Raw genomic sequence first — 20002 nt, forward strand, 5'->3', positions numbered from 1 at the left:
TTATTTTTTTCGTCACTTACCCGTTAAGCGGTAGCGGATTTCCCGTAAAATATTCATCGGCGTATACACTTCGAAAATACGGTGGCGGATTTCCCGCAGGATATTCATCGGGGTATAGATCTGCCAAAAACTGCGTTCCTCTATAGCAGGTGTTTTTTCCTGTGGCACCGGCTCAGTGTCTTGCTGAACGGGTGGTGTTTTTTGCGAACCATCCAAGTTATAATTGAATAGTTTGGCCAGCTTTTCAATCAGGGCCACGTTCATCGTATTACCGGCGGCTTTGATGCTGTCGACCAATTCATCAGTATCCAGCTGGAGTGGCTGGTAAGGCAAGGTCGCCACCAGGGGGTAATCTTCAATGACCTTTCCCTCGTCGTACATTTGCCCCAACAGGGCATTGTTGTATTTCCGGAAGAAAGCTGTATCAATGTGGTATTTCAGCAGCGCTTGCTGTCGGCCATCTGGTTTCATAAAGTAATGGCACAATTGGGCGTCCTGGTGCGTGAAGCCCATACCGATCACGATTCGTTGCTCGTCCGTCACATTGGGCGGAGACGCGTGAAAAGTACGGTTGTCAAAGAAAATAGCTTCTCCGGCCTTGAGCTCTACAACCTGAACGTAAGGGAATAACGAAAACATATGATCCCGCAAGGGAGAGACCACCTGCGGCGAAGGCGACGGCCGCACATCCGTCAGGAAGCGGTGACTCCCCTTGATCACGCCTAAGGCCCCGTTCTCGATGGTCACATCCATCAATGGTACCCAGCAATTGACCGAATAGTAGTCGCCTTCCTGGTCCACAAAGGTCCAATCCTGGTGCACGGGCACTACGCCTTTGGGGTTGGAATCTTTGGTAACAAAAGCAGCTGTAAAAGCTTGTGCATCTTTGAAATGAGGCATTACTTGAGGGATCGCTTTCGCAAAGAGTGTATCCGTAATCTCCTCCACTAATTGCCGCTGCGGATCATCCATGCTGACGAAGAAACCGTAGCCAGTCTGGTCCTTTAGCGAAAGCGAATGAAAATAAGCCAACAGTTCATCGACTTGCTCCGGGTTGAAAACACGCTTGACGGTGTAGCCTTGTTCATCAAACTGGGCCTGCATCGCCGTATCTTGAAATATGGGTTTCATCCGTTTGGATTGATTGATCTTTTTTTGCAAAGTAAAACTCGAAATGGGGCTTAAATCCACCGCATACTCGGCAACTTGCCGCCCAAGGGTAGGCCGCTGACCGATTTCAGTATAGTACTGAAAAAAGTCGGTCTCTACCTCGTATGCTTCCACCTTTTTGGCTTCATTCAGATGGTAGAACTGCAACTGGGCCGCTGCGGGGATTAATCCGTAGGTGACGGCTACCCGATCGTGATCTGAGCAGTTTTCATTCGAGGCGTGGATCAGGGCCTGGTTGAAAACAAAGGCTTGCCCCGCTTTCATCTCCAAAACATCCATTTGCGACCAGATTTCCGCGTAGCGCTGCTCGTAAACCACCGGAATCGAGGGACCACGCAGCTGATCAAAAAAGCGGTGACTCCTCGGCAACACCCGAATGGCTCCGTTTTCGGCAGTAGTATCCACCAGGGGTATCCAAATGGTGAGGGAGCAAAAGCGGCTTTCATCCACCACCGTCCAATCTTGATGCACCTGCATTTTCCCACCAGCACCAGGAGGCTTCACCAAGAAGCTACAGCCGAGCGGTTGAAAATCTTTAAAACAGTGGTCTACCTTCGGCTGCAAAAGACGCTGAATAGGTAGGTGAATCTCCGCTTTACGTTCCGCATCGCTAATAAAGGTGCTGGAGTAAAAGTGAGGCGGAGGCTCCGAAAAATGCTGCCGGTAATGGTCGCGCAGCTGTGCAACTTCATCCACAGACAAGAAGGGGATGACGAGATAGCCTTCCCGGTCAAACTGTTCTTGGAGTGAGCTGTCCTGAAAAAGGTTACTTTCCTCCATCACCTATCAATTAAATAGTGTTTTCAAGCGCTGGAACAAGCCCCCTTTAGGAATCGCTTCATCAAAACGCGGTTGAAAAAGCTGGGCGGCAAATTCTTCCCTGCTTAAGTTGTTCGGCCTAAAAGGGATGGTTCTGAGGCGTTTGACATTCTCAGGCTTTTTCCAGGGATTGAATTCCATATAAAAATCATGGTCAACTTCCAGCACCTCCACCTGTGTGGGGGATTTCGAGTGATCCAGGTAGTAATGGATGGAGGGCATCTCCTGCGGTAGCATAATCAGCTGAATCGCTAAACGTAAGCCCTGCGTTTTATTGATGGCGGAGTAGTGGACAATGCTGTCATCCAGCACTACTGCTTGTCCGGCTTTGATATTTGCTGGCACCAGATAATTTTCGATAATATCATGCTTGATCCCCTCCAATTCCCAAGGGACCATAGGGCCCCGGTAGCGACCGTAGCGCTTGTGGCTCCCCGGCACCAGTTGAAGGGTGCCGTTTTCCTCATTACTGTCTACTAAAGGGCACCAGATAGAAACGGAGGTCGCTTGAGTTTCATCCACAAAGGCCCAATTTTGGTGCAAGGGTACCTCCCCTCCGGTTGCTTTTTTGCGGATATAATTGGCTATGATCGGGCGATACCGATCTAGTATTCGATCTGCATGAGGTTGAAAGTATTCCGCAATGATGTTGAATACCTTTTTCTTGAACTCAGGATTCTTGTCGATAAATGTGAAATCATAGGTGATTTCATCCATGTCTACCCCCGTTTCCCCTGCCAGTATATTCCCCCCACTCATCGGCAATGAATCGAAGAAAGCCTGTTTCAGGGTAGCTACCTCCTCATCCGAGATAAAGGGGATAATTACGTAACCATCTTTTTGAAACTGGGCTTCCAACTCGGGATCAAGAAATGTTTTCCTAAGCATATCAGGTGTAATTCAGACAAATGAGTAATTCAAAAAACCTTTCAAAGGTAGGGAACTTCTAACATTTAACACCAAAAGGGTGGAGTGCAAAACTAGTTTAATATTTCCTATTTTCGCCCCATGAAAGATGCCGTTCAAAGCCGAAAAGTATTCCTATTGGTACTGTGTTCCAGTATGCTCTTTGCATTGAAAATTGTGTCGCTTTTTCTTTTGTTTGAAGAAAAAATGGGCACTTCCGTCTATTTGTCCATGGTATTAATTACGCCCGTCATTCTCTGCCTGACGCTCACTTTAATTGGCATTGCCAACCGGCGATCCTGGGCTTTAAATACTTTTTTGCTAGCCTTTTTCGCCATCCTGCCTACCTTCCTTCTAGGCTTTATTCATATCTGGAAATTCCACTGGGCTTATTATCCTTTCCTCTTGCTGGAGGTTTTTTGCTTTTTAACTGCGATGATTCAATTAATCCGTCTACCCAAGGATTTCTGGAAGCCAAACACCAGCACTGCTTGGAAAAAACTCCTGCGACCTGATTTCCTGACCTTGCCCTTCTTTCTGCTGGCTTTACTTGAATTTGGCTTATTTTCCCTGGGTATCAGCCCTTCCGTCATCCAGGGCAATCCTTATTTTCATCCCGTTGATAGCCTGGTGGTTTGGCAAGATTACTCGGCAGACGAATATGGCTTGACCCACGTGAATGCACAGGGCGCTGAGCTTGCCGCGAACGGCACTTGGCTAGGCAAAGAAAGAACGAAAGAATCTGACCCGTACAGGACCTACTCGTTCTCCACCATATCTATTTTTGAGGATTGGACCCTACTCAGAGAAGCGCCCCCTACCCTGCCTTTCGCTCACCTTCTGGCGGATTTAAAACAGCGGCCGGACACTTTGCTCGACGAACTTGACCGGGCTCATCTTGAATTTCTGAATCGCCCCATCAACAGTCATGGCTATCGGAGTATTCCCTTTAAGAACTATGCTACGGATAGACCTACCGTTTTACTCCTTGGCGACTCCTTTACTTTCGGCTGGTCGGCACGACCTTGGTTTGGATCATTTGCGGATCACTTGCGTGCTTTAGGTTACGTGGTTTACAATGCGGGCATTTCAGGTACTGGTCCAGATCAATATGCCGCCGCCGCAAAGGTGTTTATTCCAATGCTAAAGCCAGATTATGTGATCGTCAATTTCTTTGTAGGCAATGATATTCTTTACTTCCCCGTCGAAACGAAACCTTACGAAATGGTCTACTATCCTACCAATGCCGGTGTAATGATGGCGCGGCCCACTTACGAGCGCATTCCAACAGCGGAAGAAGCATTTCAATTTTATCTCAATCAATACTATATTCCACTAAACAGCTTTTTCAATAAATTTTGTGCCTACACCTCAGTAGGATCCATCTTTTGGAGGCTAGGCAAACGATTTAGTATTTTCCAATCCATAACCAACGCTCCCAATCAGGAATATTTTGAACGGAACCTGATGCATCGATCGACAAGGCCCGTCTCCGAAGCTTACCTTCTAGAAATTGAAGCACTTTGTCAACAGGAAGGGAGTCAATTTGTCTGTTCCATCATTCCTGACCTCAAAAATCTCCGGCCTGACCTGGATAAAGATTACCCTGACTTGTTTCAAAGCATAACCCCCGTTATCATACAGCTCAGTGAAAAAGACTACAACCTCAAGGATACCCATTTTAATCTACAAGGGCACGAACGCTACAGCCGTTTTCTGGATAGTTTGATGAGATCAATTCCCGCTAACTGATTATTTCTCTATACTGTATGTCATCAAAAAACGCTTTTACCCACATCATCAATCCCGTGGCACTGCCCGCGGATCATGAGTTAATGCTGGCACAACCGATTACCTTTGCGAGTATGCAAAAAGCCCAGGAGGTGGCTGCAAAGAACGATATCCGCATCGACCTGCTCACTACCCAATTCCCGGAAGATCAGGCTATTATTCCGCCTTACTTTAGACAAGTACCGGATTTGGAACGATCCATTCTAGACATCCGATCTTTCAGCCGCCCTCGTAAGCTACCGCTTATTGGTGACATTATTTCCCGGCTTTATACCTACTCCGATACGCCCTACCTCATCTATACCAACGTTGACATTGGCCTGCTACCCAACTTCTACCTGAGAGTGACGGAATTGATCGAACAGGGACACGATGCGCTGATCATTAATCGCCGAAGGATTCCCTCGATCTACACCTCACCGGATGACTTACCCGCCATTTATGCCGATCGCGGACGCTCCCATCCCGGCTTCGACTGCTTCGTCTTTCATCGGGATCTTTTCCCGAAATTTCGCTTGGAGACCATTTGTCTAGGTATTCCCTTTATTGGCGTCACCCTGGCGCATCATCTGTTTGCTTTTGCGCAAAGCCCCCTACTTATTGATGAGGAGCACCTGACCTTCCACATTGGCCTGGAAGTGATGCCCCCCCACGATCCGGAATATTACTGGCACAATCGGAATTGCTTTCGGCGCATTCGGGACGAGCACTTTTGGCCACATTTCGATATTCGGCGTTTTCCCTATGCTGATCGTCCGCTGCTGGAAAGATACTGGCGCTGGGCCCTTAATCCTTCCCTATTTGTAGCGATGAATTTCCGCTTAGAGTGGCGCGCCTACGTTGCAGATCGTTTTCGATCATGACATCCAAGGCTTGATCACCCTCCAGGGTCAGCTTAAGCCTGGGATCACCGAGTAGGGCTGCTGCATTTTTCAGGGATTTTGCCCCCGTATTGTACCCTTCTCGGTCCACTATCATCCAATAAAAATCGGGATGCTCCGCTTCTTTCCAGACCTTAAAGCCCAAGGCACTATTGTATTGAATGGCCGTCAGGTTATCTTTCTTTACCTTGGCCGTTACGTATTCCAGGTACAAGGAATGGAACGCAAAATCCAGTAAACTCAAGGATGCCCGAATCGGTACGGTAGATCCTTGGTATTTGGGTTCACCAATAAAAAGACCTGCCTGTCCCGTTTCGTCATCCACAGCTGACAAGTGAATTAAACCAACCGGCCTCAAGCTTTCCAGAATCACAAAATAGAAGTTCTCAATCGTATGGACTTGGGTAAACCAACGGTGCTGCATCTCAGGGCTGATGTAGGCCTGGTACTCCATGTGTTGCCGTATCTCGGGATCATTACGCCAATTGCGCAGCAGCTCCAGATAAGCAGGCCGCAGGCTTTCTAACACCAATCCGTATTGTCTTAAATGCACTCGCTGATCTCTTGGATGTGGAAACTGGGCTTGCCCAATTGAGCAAAATACAAGCGACGAATATATTCCCCAATTATACCTAGCGAAAAAATAATAATCGCCAGCCCAAAGGTAATAATCACAATGGTAGCTGTAAAACCCAAGGGCACCGCGAAGAAAATCTTATTGATGATAAAATAGATTCCTAATCCAAAGCAAAGCAAAGCGACGATAAGCCCACCATAGGTCATCACTCTCAATGGAAGTGCTGTATAGTTGATGATGATTTGCATACTCATTCGCAATAATTTGCCCAAAGGGTAGCTTGATTTACCATGGATACGCTCTTTCTGGATCACCTCCACCATCCTAACATCTTTGGTGTACCAACTGATCATTGCATCCAGGAAAACATACTCGAATCGAGAGGTGATCAGTTGATCGACCAGTTTCCGACTGAGTAGTTTATAAGGAGAGGCGTAAGGCGTAAGTGCTCCCTCGCGCAGTAAAAAACGGCCTAAAATTCGGCTACCTAAATTTCGCCAACTTGCCTGCCGTTTTTCCTTCGCGACCCCGTAAACGACCTGGGGGTGATATTCTTGGAAGGCTTCTATCAATCGAGGAATTTCCTCGGGGGGATTTTGCAGGTCAGAATCCAAAACAACAACCGCTTTGGTAGCTCTTGCCGCCTGTAAACCGCAAAGCAGTGCACGATGCTGTCCGTGATTATGGGCCAAACGAATCAGCCTTAGCGGGTACGTTTTATCTAATTGCACCTTCTTCAAAACTTCCCAACTGTTGTCGAGACTCCTATCGTCTACACAAATCACTTCATAATCGCCTTCTACCTGCTGCATAGTCAAGTCAATCCGTTCCAGAAGCTCTTCCAGAAAAGCAGCCGTCTGGTAGGCGGAGGTAACAATGGAATAATGGCAGGATGACATAATGCAATATTTTCGAAGCCTCAAAAGTACTTAGAACGCATGGTTTTTCCCACAAAAGCAAATGTGTTTACCTCTGCCCAGGGCACTAGACTTATTTTTTCCGGCGCTTAGCCAATCTCAATCAGCGGAATAATCGGCAGCTCTTTGACCGAAAACAGGACATTACCCCAGGATAAGCCGACCCCAAAACCCGACGCCAGCAGCTGATGAGCCCCTTGTCCCAAAGGTTCCCTGAGTTGTTGTACGACCGTCAGTGGAATGGAGGCCGAGCTGGGATTACCAAAATCATGTAAGATCGACGGGCATTTTTCAACCGGAATTTTGAGCATCTTCCGCAGGGATTCATTGATAATTCGGTTGGCCTGATGGAACACAAAAAAGTCTACTTCTTCCACCCTTTTGCCATGCGTTTTCATAAGTTCTTTGATCGTCGGAAGTACTTGTCGAATAGTAAAATTAAAGATAGCGATCCCATTCATTTCCAGATGGAGTGCGTGGCGTTCTACCCCTTCCCGTACCAGCTTTTTCGTTAAAGAATCTTCGCCAAAAGGATAGCGCCCTCCACCACCTTTTACCATTAGATCGCGATAGCCACTACCATCGGAGAAAAGGCTAAAATGCATCTGTTCGGCGCTTCCCGTATTCGCTAGCGCTATCGCTGAACCAGCATCCGAAAAAAGCAGTGCCGTACTCTTGTCCGTAGGTGAAACCAGCTGACTGGATTTATCACCAATCAACAAAAGCCCCCGAGCACCGGGCATGGCCTTGAGCATATTCACCACCGTTGCCAAACCATAAGGAAAAGCCGAACACCCCAGGTTAATATCAAAACACAAGCAGCTTTGAGATAAACCCAGTCGATCCTGCAGGATAGTCGAAGTACCGGGTGTCAGGTAGTCTGGTGTTTGAGTCACCAGGCATAAGACATCTATGGTGGCTTTATCCCATTGTAATTGATCCAGCACCTTCTCCGCTGCGGCCAGGCACAAATCTGCTGCCGTATGCTCAGCGCTTGCCACCCGGCGATGGGCAATTCCCACATTTTTGATAAAATGCTGCTGTTCTTGTGCTGCTTCCAGCAACGGAGAATTTGCCGTAGACACCAGCTGTTGCGGCACAGCCGCCGCTATAGCCTGGATTTCAATACCTGATACGGAAAAATTAGCCAATCGACGCTGTTTTATACGGTTGAAGAAAAAGGTTAGATGGTTTGATGGTAGCCAGACAGATACCTCGCCAAGCAATAAGTAGTAATCCCAAAAAAATACGATGCGCCTTCCTGTAACGTGGCAAAAAAAAAAGTCAAAGTAATGATCGCTGGATACGATCACAAATATCGACCATTATTTAAGCGCTACTACTCGATCAAACAAATCGGCAAACGTTTGGCTTTGTTGCAAATCTTCTTCAGATAACAATACTTCGTAATCCTCATTGATCCGGGCGATGACGATTAAAGCTTGCATTGAGCTCCACATGTCTAGTGACCTGAACGCCGTATGGGCTTCAATGGGTTGCGGTTCATCATCAAATTCTTCCGCTAGCTGAGTAACAAAATCTTTAATATTCATCCAATCAGGAGGTTAAGCTTGGTGGAGCCGTTGAAGATCTATAATCTCTTGCTGTTGATTGAGTTGGCCCGCAATCCATAGATAGGTTTGCTCAATGCCTTCGCGTAAAGTATACCGAGGGTGCCAGCCTACCCGCTCGCGAATCAACGCATTATCGGAATTCCGACCCCGAACGCCCTGAGGGCCTTCAACGTGTCGAATATCTAACGATTTACCTGATATGTCGATGATCATTTCCGTAAAATCATTGATGGAAATCATCTCTTCAGAGCCAATATTTACTGGTCCCATAAAGTCGCTGGCCATGAACTGCCGAATACCATCCAGGCAGTCGTCGATGTACAGAAAAGAGCGGGTCTGACGACCATCTCCCCATACCTCTACTTTATCACCATTCCGAGCCTGAGCTACTTTCCGACAAATAGCCGCTGGGGCTTTCTCTTTGCCCCCTTGCCAGGTTCCTTCAGGGCCGTAAACATTGTGGAAACGAGCGATCCTTACTTCCAGCCCATAATTTCGGTGGAAGGACGCATACAAACGCTCGCTGAATAACTTTTCCCAACCATATTCACTATCAGGATCTGCGGGATAGGCTGATGCTTCGTAGCAGCGAGGATCATCGGGGTTGGTCTGATTTTGTTTGGGATAAATACAAGCAGAAGAAGAATAAAAGACTTTGCCGACGGAAAAATGGGTGGCCCATTTCGCGGTATGGAGATTTATCAAGGCAGAGTTATGCATTACTTCCGCATCATGGGCGCCCGTAAACAAATACCCTGCTCCTCCCATGTCAGCGGCGAGTTGATAAACCTCATCAGGTTTAGTACATAAAACATGCTTGCAAACTTCTTCCTCGCGTAAGTCTCCGATAATGAACTCGTCGGCCTCTGTAGCGGCAAATTCCGGGTATTTTAAATCGACTCCGGTAACTAAATAGCCTTCGGATTTTAGCCGTTTTACCAAATGGCTTCCGATAAAGCCGCCCGCCCCGAGTACCACTGCTTTTTTCATAAACTTGATATTCTCCTGTAAGTCTCAGTTACCATCATTATAGAAAAACCAAGCGTTTCATAGATCAAAATTGTTCTGCCAGGCAAATTTAGGGCTAATTTTAGACTTGATAACTGGATGACTACCAGCACACAAATTTCTTGAGTGTTTAGTAAAGATCAGTAGCTCTAATCCCGCGCATCCAAAGCATCCTGGATTTGTTTGCGAAACACTTCCTTCTTTTCCGGATTGCTTTCTGTTTTGTTTACCAATGCCAGCGCTTCCTCTAGCGCCCCAGTTTGGTAGTAAGCGAATGAAAGATTGAACATCCCTTCTTCAAATTTCGGGTTAATGGTTAGTGCTTTCAAATACAGCGGAATAGCATTTTCGTAGGCTTGAAGTTGCACCAAGGTGCTGGCCAAATTATTGATGACATTGAAATTATAGGGATTGATTTCATAAGCATCTTCAAAAGAAGTTCGGGCTGCTTCGTAGTTGCCCATGCTGTATTCTGCAACTCCTTGGTACCAACTGAGCGGGATGACCATTGGGTCGACGTTGTACCAAAAAGAACTGCCCTTGATGGCGTTGGTCTTAATTATGCCAAATTTATCCGTGTTACGGAAAGTCATAATTTGCTTGCTGGCAGCGTCTCCCACGAAGCGATAATAACCAATTGGGAGGTTGATCATTAGCAACAGTATCAAGCTCCCAGAGAACAACATCCGCTGTTGTTTGGCATCCAACTTAACAAGCCTGCTATTGCTCCCCTTTACTCTTTCATAACCAATCAATGCCAGCAACAAAGCCAATATTACCTGATGTTCAATTCGCTCTTTCGGAAAATCGAAGAAAGAAATAATACAAAACCCCAGCAAAGTAGCCCCCAAAAGCACCCAGCGTGTTTTGAAAGCAGGTTTTGCTCGCCGGAAACCTTGCCAAGCCTGCCAAAAAGCGAAAACGAAAACACCACAAAACAGTAGCAAGCCGGGAATACCTACTTCTGCCCACACCTCCAGGTAGTCATTGTGTACCCTGGTGAAGATCAGGTCTTTCTCTTGAATACGATAAGCTCCCTCCACGCTTTTACTAGGAAAGAACAACTTCCAATTGCCACTGCCATAACCTAAAACAGGGCGGTCTTTAATCAAGTCCCTGGTTTTGTACCACACGAAATTCCGCTCTATCGCGGAGGCACTTTGGGAATAGGTCGCTGGGTTCAAATACTTCAGGTATTGCTGCCCTGCTCCTGAGAGGGCAATAATGGCACCACCCGCAATTGCCAAGACCACTATCGTAGGTAATATTCGCCGCAAGGCCAGTTGCCGAAGCGACGCGTCTGCCAATAAGAAATAGCCAATATTAATCACTGCAAAAGCACCAATGGCCAGGTAAACAGCACGCGCACGGAGGAGTAAAATCAACAGCACCATCCAAGCCAACAAAAGGTAAAGCCAGGGTTTTTTATTCAGCGATTTGGTCCAGTATAACAACAAGGAAAACAATAAAAAGAGGTAAGAAGAAGCCAGATTCTTGTGGCCAGAATGCCCGGCTATATTGTACAGCGCATTACCACCCAAGCCTTGAGCACTTGCCACACCAATCATTTGAATGGTTGGCACCAGACAAGCAATCACCGCTGTAGCTATCAGTATTGGATAAAGCGTATCTACATACTTCTTATCTTCTTCAAAGATCAATCTAAAAGCAAGGTAGATCACTGCTAAAAGCAGGTACTTCTGACTGGTAAAAATGGCCTCGCCAAAATTATCTGCCCAACTGATCGAAATGAGGTTCAGGAAATAAAAACCAAACAACAAGCCGTCCATCGGATTTAGCTTGATCGATTTCAACTTGGGAAAAACCAGTAGTATCGCCCAAAAGCAGCACAGCGTAGCCACGATAAACCGGCTAACGTGAAATTCGTCTATCAGTGCCGGCACCTTGATCAAAAAAGTAAGTAGTAAAGCACCCAATAAAAAAACGGATATACTTCGACTTTGTGACATCTATAGCTGATTTGGAAATTTTGCGAACCTAGATCGCTCTTCACGTCCTACCTAATTAACACTAATTATTTTTGCCGTAATTTAGCAGAATATTACCGCCTACAAGACTAAAAGTAGAGCTATTTTTCAGGATTCTTGAAAATTTCCCTATTCTTGTCGAACCCTAATACGCTAGATCAACCGCCTTCCTTTTACGGTGCAACGAATTCCATGTTCAAAAATCTGAGTCCATACCAACCAGCCATTATTGACACCAACGCTCCCTTGCATTATGTCCTAATGCCCCTTTTGTATTTTGAGGTCTTCTCTTACCCTTTGACGATTACTGAGCTGCTGCACTTTTGCCAAGCACAGGGATGTAAAAGAGAAACCGTAGAGCAAGCGCTACAGACAGGAATAGCGAAAGGATATATTTTCCAACACGAACAATTTTACGCCTGCCAAGACAAGCCCGAATGGATAACAAAACGCAAGGAGCATAACCATCGGGCGACCCGCTACCTCGCTCGGGCCTACAAAATGGCACAACTTATCCGCCGGTTCCCCTACGTCCGTGGAGTATTCCTGTCAGGAGCACTCTCCAAAAATGTGATGCCAAAAGATGGAGATATAGACTATTTCATCGTCACCAAACCCGGACGTTTATGGGTAAGCAGAACCCTTTTGGTACTCTTCAAAAAAATATTCCTACTCAATTCGCACAAGTACTTCTGTGTCAATTACTTCGTAGACGAAGATCACTTGGAGATCGAAGAGAAGAACCTTTTCACCGCGACGGAAGTTGTAACACTGGTACCTCTTTACAATGCAAAACTCTATCGAGCATTCTGCAAAGTAAATGCCTGGACCCAAGAGTACTGCCCCAATTTTCCCGAAAAGGAGACAGAAAAAACCATCCCCTTTCAGGAGAGTTTTCTGCAGAGAAACATGGAGCACCTGTTAAATGGTGAATGGGGAGAGCGGGTAGATGGCTATTGCCTGCGCACTACACTTCATCATTGGCAAAAGAAATTCCAAAATTTTGATCCTGACAAATTTGCCAACGCTTTAAAATCACGCAGATATGTCTCAAAGCACCATCCCCAGGATTTTCAATCCAAAGTTTTAAACGCCTACGAAGAACGTATCCAATCTTTTGAGAAGCGCCATCAAGTTCAATTGGAACGCCCTGCCTTATTGTTAAGAAAACTGCCCGAAAATCATGAATAAGGTACTGTTTACCAATGCCTATTTTTATCGTTTTGACGCTAAGCAGTGGGAGGACCAACGCCCCTACCCTCCTTACGGTACCATGTATGCAGCGGCCCTGCTGCGCCAGGAAGGCTATGAAGTAGAACTGTTTGACACCAACCTCGCTTCTTCGCCCAAGGAACTGGAGCCTTACCTGACGCAATCGCCAAATTTCCTGGTGATCTACGATGATGGCTTCAACTACCTCAGTAAGATGTGCCTGACGGTGATGCGTGATGCCGCGCTGGAGATGATCCGGATAGCTCGCGAAAAAGTGGATTACATCTTGGTATGTAGCTCAGATGCTACCGATCACGCAGCCTTGTACCTCGATGCTGGAGCCGACTTCGTCATCAAAGGCGAAGGAGAACTGACCTTATCGGAATTGTGTGGCTTGCTCAAAAATGGGGAAACCAAAGCGGCTAAAGATATCTTGGGCGTCGCTTATTACAATGATGGAAAACTCATCAGCAATACCAAACGCCCCGTATTGAAGAATCTGGATGAACTGCCGGATCCCGCCTGGGACCTCATAGACACGAGTGGGTACGAAGAAATATGGCGCAATGGGCGCGGCTTCTTCTCCTTAAATATTGCCACCACGCGGGGCTGTCCTTTTAAATGCAACTGGTGTGCCAAGCCCATTTATGGCAATCGCTACAACTCCCGCTCACCTCGCCGGGTAGCCCAGGAGATGGCCATGCTGATGCAGGAGAAAGGAGCCGAATACTTTTGGGTGTGTGACGATATTTTTGGTCTGAAACCCGGCTGGGTGCAGCAGTTTCAAAAAGAAATCGACCAGCTGGGGATAAAACCCCGCTACAAGATACAGTCGCGGGCAGACTTACTGCTGGAAGCCGACACCATTGATGCCCTCGCAAAGTCGGGCCTGGACGAAGTGTGGATTGGGGCCGAATCCGGCTCGCAAGCCATCCTGGATGCCATGGACAAAGGGACGACAGTGGAACAAATTTACAAAGCGACTCGCTTGCTGAAAGCCCGAGGGGTACGCGTAGGCTTCTTTCTGCAATTTGGTTACCTCGGAGAAACCAAGGAAGATATCCGAAAAACCATCAAGATGGTGCGCGAACTGGTACCTGATGATATCGGAATCTCCGTTTCCTACCCTTTGCCTGGCACAAAATTCTTTGACATCGTAGCTAACCAGCTCGAAAACAAGCAAAACTGGACCGACTCTGACGATCTGGCCATGATGTACCAGGCGACTTTTTCGCCGGCTTATTACCGTCGGCTTCACCGCTATGTGCATAAGGTATTTCGTTTGCAGCAAGGTTGGGAGGCTTTTACGGGGCTCTTGCGGCGACCTTTGCAGGCCAGTGCGCAAAGTCTGCGGTCGGTGGTGGCTACGGGGTATTATCTGCCGGCGATGTGGATTGATCGGTTGAGGCTGCAAAGATTGCAGGATTCGAAGTAGCAATAAGAGAGGAATCGCGCAGACCTGCCTGCCAGCAAGCTGGCCTTGCAGGCAGGGACGCGGAGGTGCAGAGGTTTTTATTGTTTAATCAAGCACACATTTATGAATAGGCTCATAATTATAATTCGCTGCATTAGAGCCTACACTACGACCACATTGTATTTACTTAATGTTATGAATAACGGGCAAGCACCAATGCGACCTCATCCGAGGTCGGAAATAGATGGTAAAACGGGCTAGGCTACCAATAGGGCATCTCTCCGAGATGCTTCAGTGACCTCGGAGAGCCCGTCTGGCCAAGGCTTGCCGGACAGGGTCAAATATTGGTAGATACAACAGCGGGAAGCTTCTACGACCTCGGAGAGGTCGAATATTATAAACCTTTTAATAATCACATACTTACATTAAAACCCGCACATTGAAAGTGAATCCTTCCACGGCATTTGACGCTATTGCTGGCAGTTATGACGATACGTTCACTAACACCGCTGTTGGTCGGCTACAGCGTGCTTCTGTGTATGACTTGATGGTTCCTTACCTCAGGGATGAGCAATGCCAGCGCATTTTGGAAATCAACTGTGGTTCTGGTCAGGATGCCTGCTGGTTGGCACAACAAGAGAAAACGGTGCTTGCTACTGATATTTCGCCAGAGATGATTGCCGTGGCGGCGGACAAAAGGCAGCAATTAACGAAAAAGCAGCAAGACCGCCTGCGGTTGCAAACCCTATCGGCGACGGAATTGTCCAGCCTTCAGGAAGAGGCTCCCTATGATTTGATCTTTTCCAACTTTGGGGGATTGAATTGCTTGTCGCCGCAAGAGCTGCCTCTTTTTCTCGAAGATGCGGCCAAATTATTGCGACCGGGTGGTCACCTCGTGATGGTGGTGATGGGAAGATTTTGCTGGTGGGAAAGCTTGTACTTTTCCCTTAAAGGGGATTGGCATAAAGCCTGGCGCAGAAGAAAACGCACGGCCACTGATGCTCCGCTGGATGAACACACCAGCATCTCCACCTGGTATTATTCGCCCTTGGATTTTACCACCCAGGCCCCACCTGTTTTAACCCAAAAACAACTGAACCCCATTGGTTTTTGGGTGCCTCCTTCCTATCTTGACCCTTTCTTTGCCAAGCGGCTTAAAGTACTGCAACTCCTTCACCAATTAGAGGAGAAAACTAAGCGGTTTGCAGGGCTAGCGCGGGGAGCGGATCATTATTTTTTGGTGATGGTGAGGTGATTCAAAATAATTTATTTCACGCAGAGACGCGAAGGCGCAGAGAATTTCTTAAAAAAAACGTGCTCACAAAATGGACAGGAGAAAAAAGTACCGTAGGAAGACGTCTTATCCATTCTTAAAAGTAACAATTTTTTTATTTTTATTTAGTTGGATAGGATGGGTGGTTAAATCTTATGTATCATTAGACGAGTATGAAGTTCTTCGAGAAAACAATTCTGCCTGCCTTGAATATAAAGCTAATAACTTAACAGGTATCGTTGTAGCCAAAGGTTACTTGCGAAGTAAGTCAAAATTGATTAGTATCCAATTCTCTAATGAAGATTATTTCTTCCCATACGGGCAAGGGAATAATCTTAAATTTATCGCTATTGGTGATTCTTTAGTTAAGCCTAAGGGAACATTTGACTTTATCATTTACAAGGGTGAAGCGTATTTAGATAGCATTTATCTTCCTGCTCATCCGAGTATTAATTGTAAGTAGTGATATCAACGTTTTCCCTAGGTCTTTGACAACGAAAAAGCTTGTTACTGAATCGGCATTTGTGTTGTCAAACCCTGCAAACAGAGTAACGGATTGGATTTGGGTTGGTTCTTCCAGTAATCACCCTTTCAGTGATAATTCGATTATGATAAGGTTTGAGTGGACAGGTCCACCGAGTAACCTCAGATTCTTCTCGGTATTTCCAAAATAAAGCAGCAATATGGACATCAGTTTACAGGATTATGCGCATAGCTTGGATTTTAACAAATTGTCGGGTATCATGACTTATCATATGTATGATTATAATGATTGTGAGCGGTTTAAAGTCCTTTTTGAGTCGGGAAGTGCAAACGGCATTGTTATGTACTTTGGCAGGGAAGATAGCTTTAGCGGCCTTATTGATTTTTTCATGCACGTAAGGTCACTACGTTTCGCCAATTGGGATCATTATTTAAACCTTTCATTTTTAGACAAGACCTACTCCCTTACGAGTTTGGAGCCAAGTTCGAGCAAGGAGCATATCGATGCATGTTTAGAAGCTTTCTTTGGAAATATTTTTCCCATATCGAAGAAAGCCATCGGCCTAATAAAAGCCCAGGCGAATATTCAAAACTATAAAACTGGTTTTTCATACAGGGATTCAGGGTATAATGAGATTGTGTTCCACGTTGATGATTATTTTTGTATTTTTTCCTCGTTTGCCATAAATTGATTTATTGGAACGCGGCCTTGTTGACAAAGCGTGGATTGCCTCCATCAAAAATTGGTTGATTGCTAAAAACAGTTACTGATACCATTACCGCCCTACCGAGTACCCTCATCTAAAAAAGCCATCAAGCGTTCCTCCTTCGAGCAGTAGGACGACTTGCTGCTGCCATGGGCGCAAAGACACCTTCGCTACTAATTTGAGGCGACTGCATCGGGCATTAGCGTCTGGCACATCGCGAACGGCGGCATACCGGAAGAAGTACTCCGGTTCTCGCGCCAAGGGGAAATCCTCGCCAATGCCACACCTGTAGCCTGCCCCTTCTCGCCCAGCGAAGTATCAGACTTTACCAACGGACGGATAGCCATCGTAGCCTCAGCGGTTACTGCGAGGGGATCGTGAATGCCTGCTTCCCCGCCGGAACCCCCATCCATACCAACCAAGGACTAACAAATATCGAAGATATCCAAATCGGCGACACCGTCATCGCCTATGACGAAATCCAAAAAGATACTATCTTGTCTCGCGTGACGAATACCTTCTCCAAAAATTGGCAAAAAATGGTGCGTATTGTAGCAGGTGGAGACACCATCACCGCTACCAATAACCACCCGTTCTATCTACCACAGCTAGGCAAATACCTGCCTAAAAGCGTCACTCTGCTTTACCATCAGGTTGAACATCACTTCCCTAATCCTCTTCAATAGCACTCATTAATCTAATATCAGGAAATTGCGACAGGTGATTTTGTAACCGATCCAAACTAGTATAGAAGTGTCCACATAGACATATCCAAATGTTTTTATTTTCGGTATATCTATTAAGAAATGACATTCTGTGGTTTACATAAAAGCTTAATTCTCCTTCTCTTTGCTTACAAAAAATGATGTACTCTAACCCCTTAAATAAGCCAGGCTCATAAGAATGATAATAATTTACGTTTACAATTTCTCCATTTTTTGATAGCAAAGCCTTCTTTATCTTCGACTAACCGCTTTATTTGGATGATTGAGTCCACGTAGCTGTTGCTTCCCCGAAATACATGGCTAACATTCAGCTCTATTATTTGAAATATTACAGCATCAATTATCTGTAGTTTCTTGCCTTCAATTATCCCTCTGATAATCACGTCACTATTGCTAATCACTTCATTTGAAAGCCATAATCTTTTGGCAAAGGAAGAATCCCGCTCAGGATATCCAGTCAAAATCATTTTTGCGTAATAGGATTCTTTTTCCTCAACATCTGTGTAGGGTTGAGCAAACAAAATTGGTGAAGTCGAAATGGAAATCACGCAAAGTAGTACGAGTTCGGTAATAAGAGGAACGGGCTTTTTCATAGAGATAAATTACTTTTTATTAACGTGCTTTAGGGCGAATAGATCGTACCCGTGATAAATTACAGCCTTATACCCTACCGAACCACCTCCCCAAAAACCACCTCTTCCCTCCCCTCCTGTATCCAGCGGACGGTCACCGTCACTTGCTTTTGTTCATCAACTGTGATGAGTAGATAATTGTCCGTCCTTTGATTGCCCATGCCGCTGGCGATGAGGTGGACTTGGTCTTTGCGATCTGCAAAAAAAGCGGTGGTATTTCCTGCGGCTCCTACGTCTCCGGCAAAGCAGTAGACGGGCTTTTCGGTGGCCATCAGCAGGGGCATTATTTCGGAAATAAAATTTACGTCCGGAGCCCGGCCATCCAGGGAGTTGGGGCGGTATTGCTGGTATTCATTGTCTGGGGCCCACCAGACGAGGTGGTGAAAGAAGAGGAAGATGTTGTCGTATTTAGAAGCAGATGCGAGGGTTTGTTTTAGAAATTCGAGTTGCTCGCCCCAGATGTTCCAGCCAGCTAAACCGGGGTTGAGGATGATGCAGAGGTCGTTTTCCTGCTCAAAGGCGGAGTAGGTGATGCCGTAACGATCTTTATAGGGCGATTTGTGGCCTTCGTCGTGATTGCCAGTGGTGAAGTGAACGGGCATCTTTAATCGCGTCAGCTGCTGGTCGACGTTGTTCCAAGAGGTGTCGTTGCTGTAATAGACGATGTCTCCGGTGAGGACGCCAAAGCGCACATCAGTGGATTCGTTGAGATAATCAAACTCAGCCACAAAGGGCATGTGCAGACCGGGCACTGGTTTCTCTTTGACGCCGTAGGTATGGCCAGCAACGAAGAAGCTGTAGGGCTGAAATGCTTTCTTGTCGCAACCCGACAAAGCAAGCGTACCTGCAAACAGTAAACAGACGGCATAAAAACTGCATTGTTGTAAGTCGCTGCGTTTCTTCCTTATTTCTTTTTGCATTACCTTGGCTTTATGGCGGAAAATCAATTTGCGTACTTTATCCTGAGGGAAGATCATATGCCTGATCTGAGCTATCTTTTTTGGGAAAGCTTCCATAAACGGCGGACGCCCGAATATCTCCAGCAAAAATACGACACGGAGTACTTAGGCGACGAAAAAATAGCTTCTATCGCCTATGATGGTGAGCAAGTTGTTGCCTGTTATGGCGCCATTCCCCAGCGATTTCACGATCAAAAGTCTTCTTTTCTTGTAGCGCATGCCTGTGATTCGTTTACCATTCCTACTTACCAACGCCGGGGGCTTCATTACCATTCTGCGCGGTTTGCCTATGATCAAATGAGGGCCAAAGGAGTAAAAATGGTCTACGCCTTTCATAGCGACAACACCCTGATGAGTACCCACAAACTAGGCTGGAAGGTACACCACAAGATGCAGCGATTTCATCTAAAAACCGGTATTCCTCCGTTTAGCAAAGCCATTGCGAAAATGGGTTTTGGAGAATGGCTGGCTAAAGGTGTCAAAAAAAATCTGGCTCCTTACCAATGCGCTCCTTTTCCTAATCCTCTGAAGGAAGAAGGCTTTGTTTGTCACCAATACGATGATGATTTTTTCCGCTACAAAAATGGCTTTCACAAGCATTTTCATGTTAGCCTGGAAGGCTGCCGTTTTTACCTGAAATTTGACCGTATTTTGCACGTAGGGTATTTTGACTTCCCCAATGAAGTACAACTGGGGCGGGCACTTCAGCATTTGAAACAAATCGCTCGAAGATCAGGTATTAACGAGGTACTTTTTCAGACGGATCCCGTTACTGAGCAACACCGAGTACTTAAAGCTTTCTTGCCTGCGCAGGATTCCTGGCCTATAGGCTATCTTTGTTTCGATGAGCATTTCGACATCAACCAAACGGCTTTCAATTATGCTGACCTTGATACCTTTTAGGCTTTCTTATGGGTATTAATTGGAACCATATACGATGTATTTTGAACCATATAAGGCATATAA

The 20002-nt window shown here is 46.2% G+C and carries 19 protein-coding genes; 9 read left to right on the top strand and 10 right to left on the bottom strand.

Translation table 11 applies throughout. The annotated features are described in order from the left end of the window. Positions 1-12: 12 nt before the first annotated feature. Together AB0L18_RS22145 and AB0L18_RS22150 are read right to left on the bottom strand one after the other, a co-directional pair. Entirely contained in the window at positions 13-1950 is a 1938-nt protein-coding gene (locus AB0L18_RS22145) for a phytanoyl-CoA dioxygenase family protein (protein WP_367389509.1), read from the bottom strand. Between the two features lie 6 nt (positions 1951-1956). Continuing rightward, positions 1957-2877, bottom strand: a complete 921-nt coding sequence (locus AB0L18_RS22150; protein WP_367389510.1) for a phytanoyl-CoA dioxygenase family protein — start codon at positions 2875-2877, stop codon at positions 1957-1959. Between the two features lie 120 nt (positions 2878-2997). On the opposite strand from AB0L18_RS22150, the gene AB0L18_RS22155 reads away from it, so the two are divergent. Together AB0L18_RS22155 and AB0L18_RS22160 are read left to right on the top strand one after the other, a co-directional pair. After that, entirely contained in the window at positions 2998-4647 is a 1650-nt protein-coding gene (locus tag AB0L18_RS22155) for an SGNH/GDSL hydrolase family protein (protein WP_367389511.1), read from the top strand. Between the two features lie 17 nt (positions 4648-4664). Next, positions 4665-5549: a hypothetical protein gene (locus AB0L18_RS22160; RefSeq protein ID WP_367389512.1), complete on the top strand. Its 885-nt coding sequence runs from the start codon at positions 4665-4667 to the stop codon at positions 5547-5549. Here AB0L18_RS22160 and AB0L18_RS22165 read toward each other — a convergent pair. The 6 genes from AB0L18_RS22165 to AB0L18_RS22190 form a co-directional block, all read right to left on the bottom strand. Beyond that, complete coding sequence (locus AB0L18_RS22165) at positions 5473-6120, bottom strand: GNAT family N-acetyltransferase (RefSeq protein ID WP_367389513.1); 648 nt, start codon at positions 6118-6120, stop codon at positions 5473-5475. The genes AB0L18_RS22160 and AB0L18_RS22165 overlap by 77 nt on opposite strands. Next, positions 6111-7043, bottom strand: a complete 933-nt coding sequence (locus tag AB0L18_RS22170; protein ID WP_367389514.1) for a glycosyltransferase family 2 protein — start codon at positions 7041-7043, stop codon at positions 6111-6113. The genes AB0L18_RS22165 and AB0L18_RS22170 overlap by 10 nt, the downstream gene beginning before the upstream one ends. 107 nt (positions 7044-7150) lie before the next feature. Then, positions 7151-8212 carry a 3-oxoacyl-ACP synthase III family protein gene (locus AB0L18_RS22175; protein ID WP_367389515.1) on the bottom strand — a complete coding sequence of 354 codons (1062 nt, stop codon included), beginning with the start codon at positions 8210-8212 and terminating at the stop codon, positions 7151-7153. 174 nt (positions 8213-8386) lie between these two features. Then, the gene (locus AB0L18_RS22180) at positions 8387-8614 is read right to left on the bottom strand and encodes an acyl carrier protein (protein ID WP_367389516.1); all 228 of its coding nucleotides are present in this window, start codon (positions 8612-8614) and stop codon (positions 8387-8389) included. Positions 8615-8626: 12 nt separating this feature from the next. Then, positions 8627-9625, bottom strand: a complete 999-nt coding sequence (locus AB0L18_RS22185) for an NAD-dependent epimerase/dehydratase family protein (RefSeq protein ID WP_367389517.1) — start codon at positions 9623-9625, stop codon at positions 8627-8629. A gap of 167 nt (positions 9626-9792) precedes the next feature. Then, positions 9793-11613 carry an O-antigen ligase family protein gene (locus AB0L18_RS22190; protein WP_367389518.1) on the bottom strand — a complete coding sequence of 607 codons (1821 nt, stop codon included), beginning with the start codon at positions 11611-11613 and terminating at the stop codon, positions 9793-9795. A 153-nt stretch (positions 11614-11766) separates the two neighbouring features. On the opposite strand from AB0L18_RS22190, the gene AB0L18_RS22195 reads away from it, so the two are divergent. From AB0L18_RS22195 to AB0L18_RS22220, 6 genes are all read left to right on the top strand, one after another. Continuing rightward, on the top strand, positions 11767-12822 hold the full coding sequence (locus tag AB0L18_RS22195) for a nucleotidyltransferase domain-containing protein (RefSeq protein ID WP_367389519.1): 1056 nt from the start codon (positions 11767-11769) through the stop codon (positions 12820-12822). Further along, a complete protein-coding gene (locus AB0L18_RS22200) occupies positions 12815-14278 on the top strand; it encodes a radical SAM protein (RefSeq protein ID WP_367389520.1) in 1464 nt (487 codons plus the stop codon). The genes AB0L18_RS22195 and AB0L18_RS22200 overlap by 8 nt, the downstream gene beginning before the upstream one ends. Before the next feature lie 424 nt (positions 14279-14702). Beyond that, positions 14703-15512 (top strand): class I SAM-dependent methyltransferase, encoded by an 810-nt coding sequence (locus AB0L18_RS22205; protein WP_367393176.1) that lies wholly within the window; start codon positions 14703-14705, stop codon positions 15510-15512. Between the two features lie 70 nt (positions 15513-15582). Next, a complete protein-coding gene (locus AB0L18_RS22210) occupies positions 15583-15993 on the top strand; it encodes a hypothetical protein (RefSeq protein ID WP_367389521.1) in 411 nt (136 codons plus the stop codon). Positions 15994-16213: 220 nt separating this feature from the next. Continuing rightward, a complete protein-coding gene (locus tag AB0L18_RS22215) occupies positions 16214-16705 on the top strand; it encodes a hypothetical protein (protein ID WP_367389522.1) in 492 nt (163 codons plus the stop codon). Positions 16706-17097: 392 nt separating this feature from the next. Then, a complete protein-coding gene (locus AB0L18_RS22220; protein ID WP_367389523.1) occupies positions 17098-17406 on the top strand; it encodes a Hint domain-containing protein in 309 nt (102 codons plus the stop codon). A gap of 209 nt (positions 17407-17615) precedes the next feature. On the opposite strand, the gene AB0L18_RS22225 is transcribed toward AB0L18_RS22220, so the two are convergent. Both AB0L18_RS22225 and AB0L18_RS22230 read right to left on the bottom strand, forming a co-directional pair. Continuing rightward, positions 17616-18038, bottom strand: a complete 423-nt coding sequence (locus AB0L18_RS22225; protein ID WP_367389524.1) for a hypothetical protein — start codon at positions 18036-18038, stop codon at positions 17616-17618. A 74-nt stretch (positions 18039-18112) separates the two neighbouring features. Then, positions 18113-18997 carry a metallophosphoesterase gene (locus AB0L18_RS22230; protein WP_367389525.1) on the bottom strand — a complete coding sequence of 295 codons (885 nt, stop codon included), beginning with the start codon at positions 18995-18997 and terminating at the stop codon, positions 18113-18115. Positions 18998-19009: 12 nt separating this feature from the next. On the opposite strand from AB0L18_RS22230, the gene AB0L18_RS22235 reads away from it, so the two are divergent. Then, a complete protein-coding gene (locus AB0L18_RS22235) occupies positions 19010-19939 on the top strand; it encodes a GNAT family N-acetyltransferase (protein WP_367389526.1) in 930 nt (309 codons plus the stop codon). Positions 19940-20002: the final 63 nt, after the last annotated feature.

The organism is Lewinella sp. LCG006 (assembly GCF_040784935.1).
GTDB lineage: Bacteria > Bacteroidota > Bacteroidia > Chitinophagales > Saprospiraceae > Lewinella.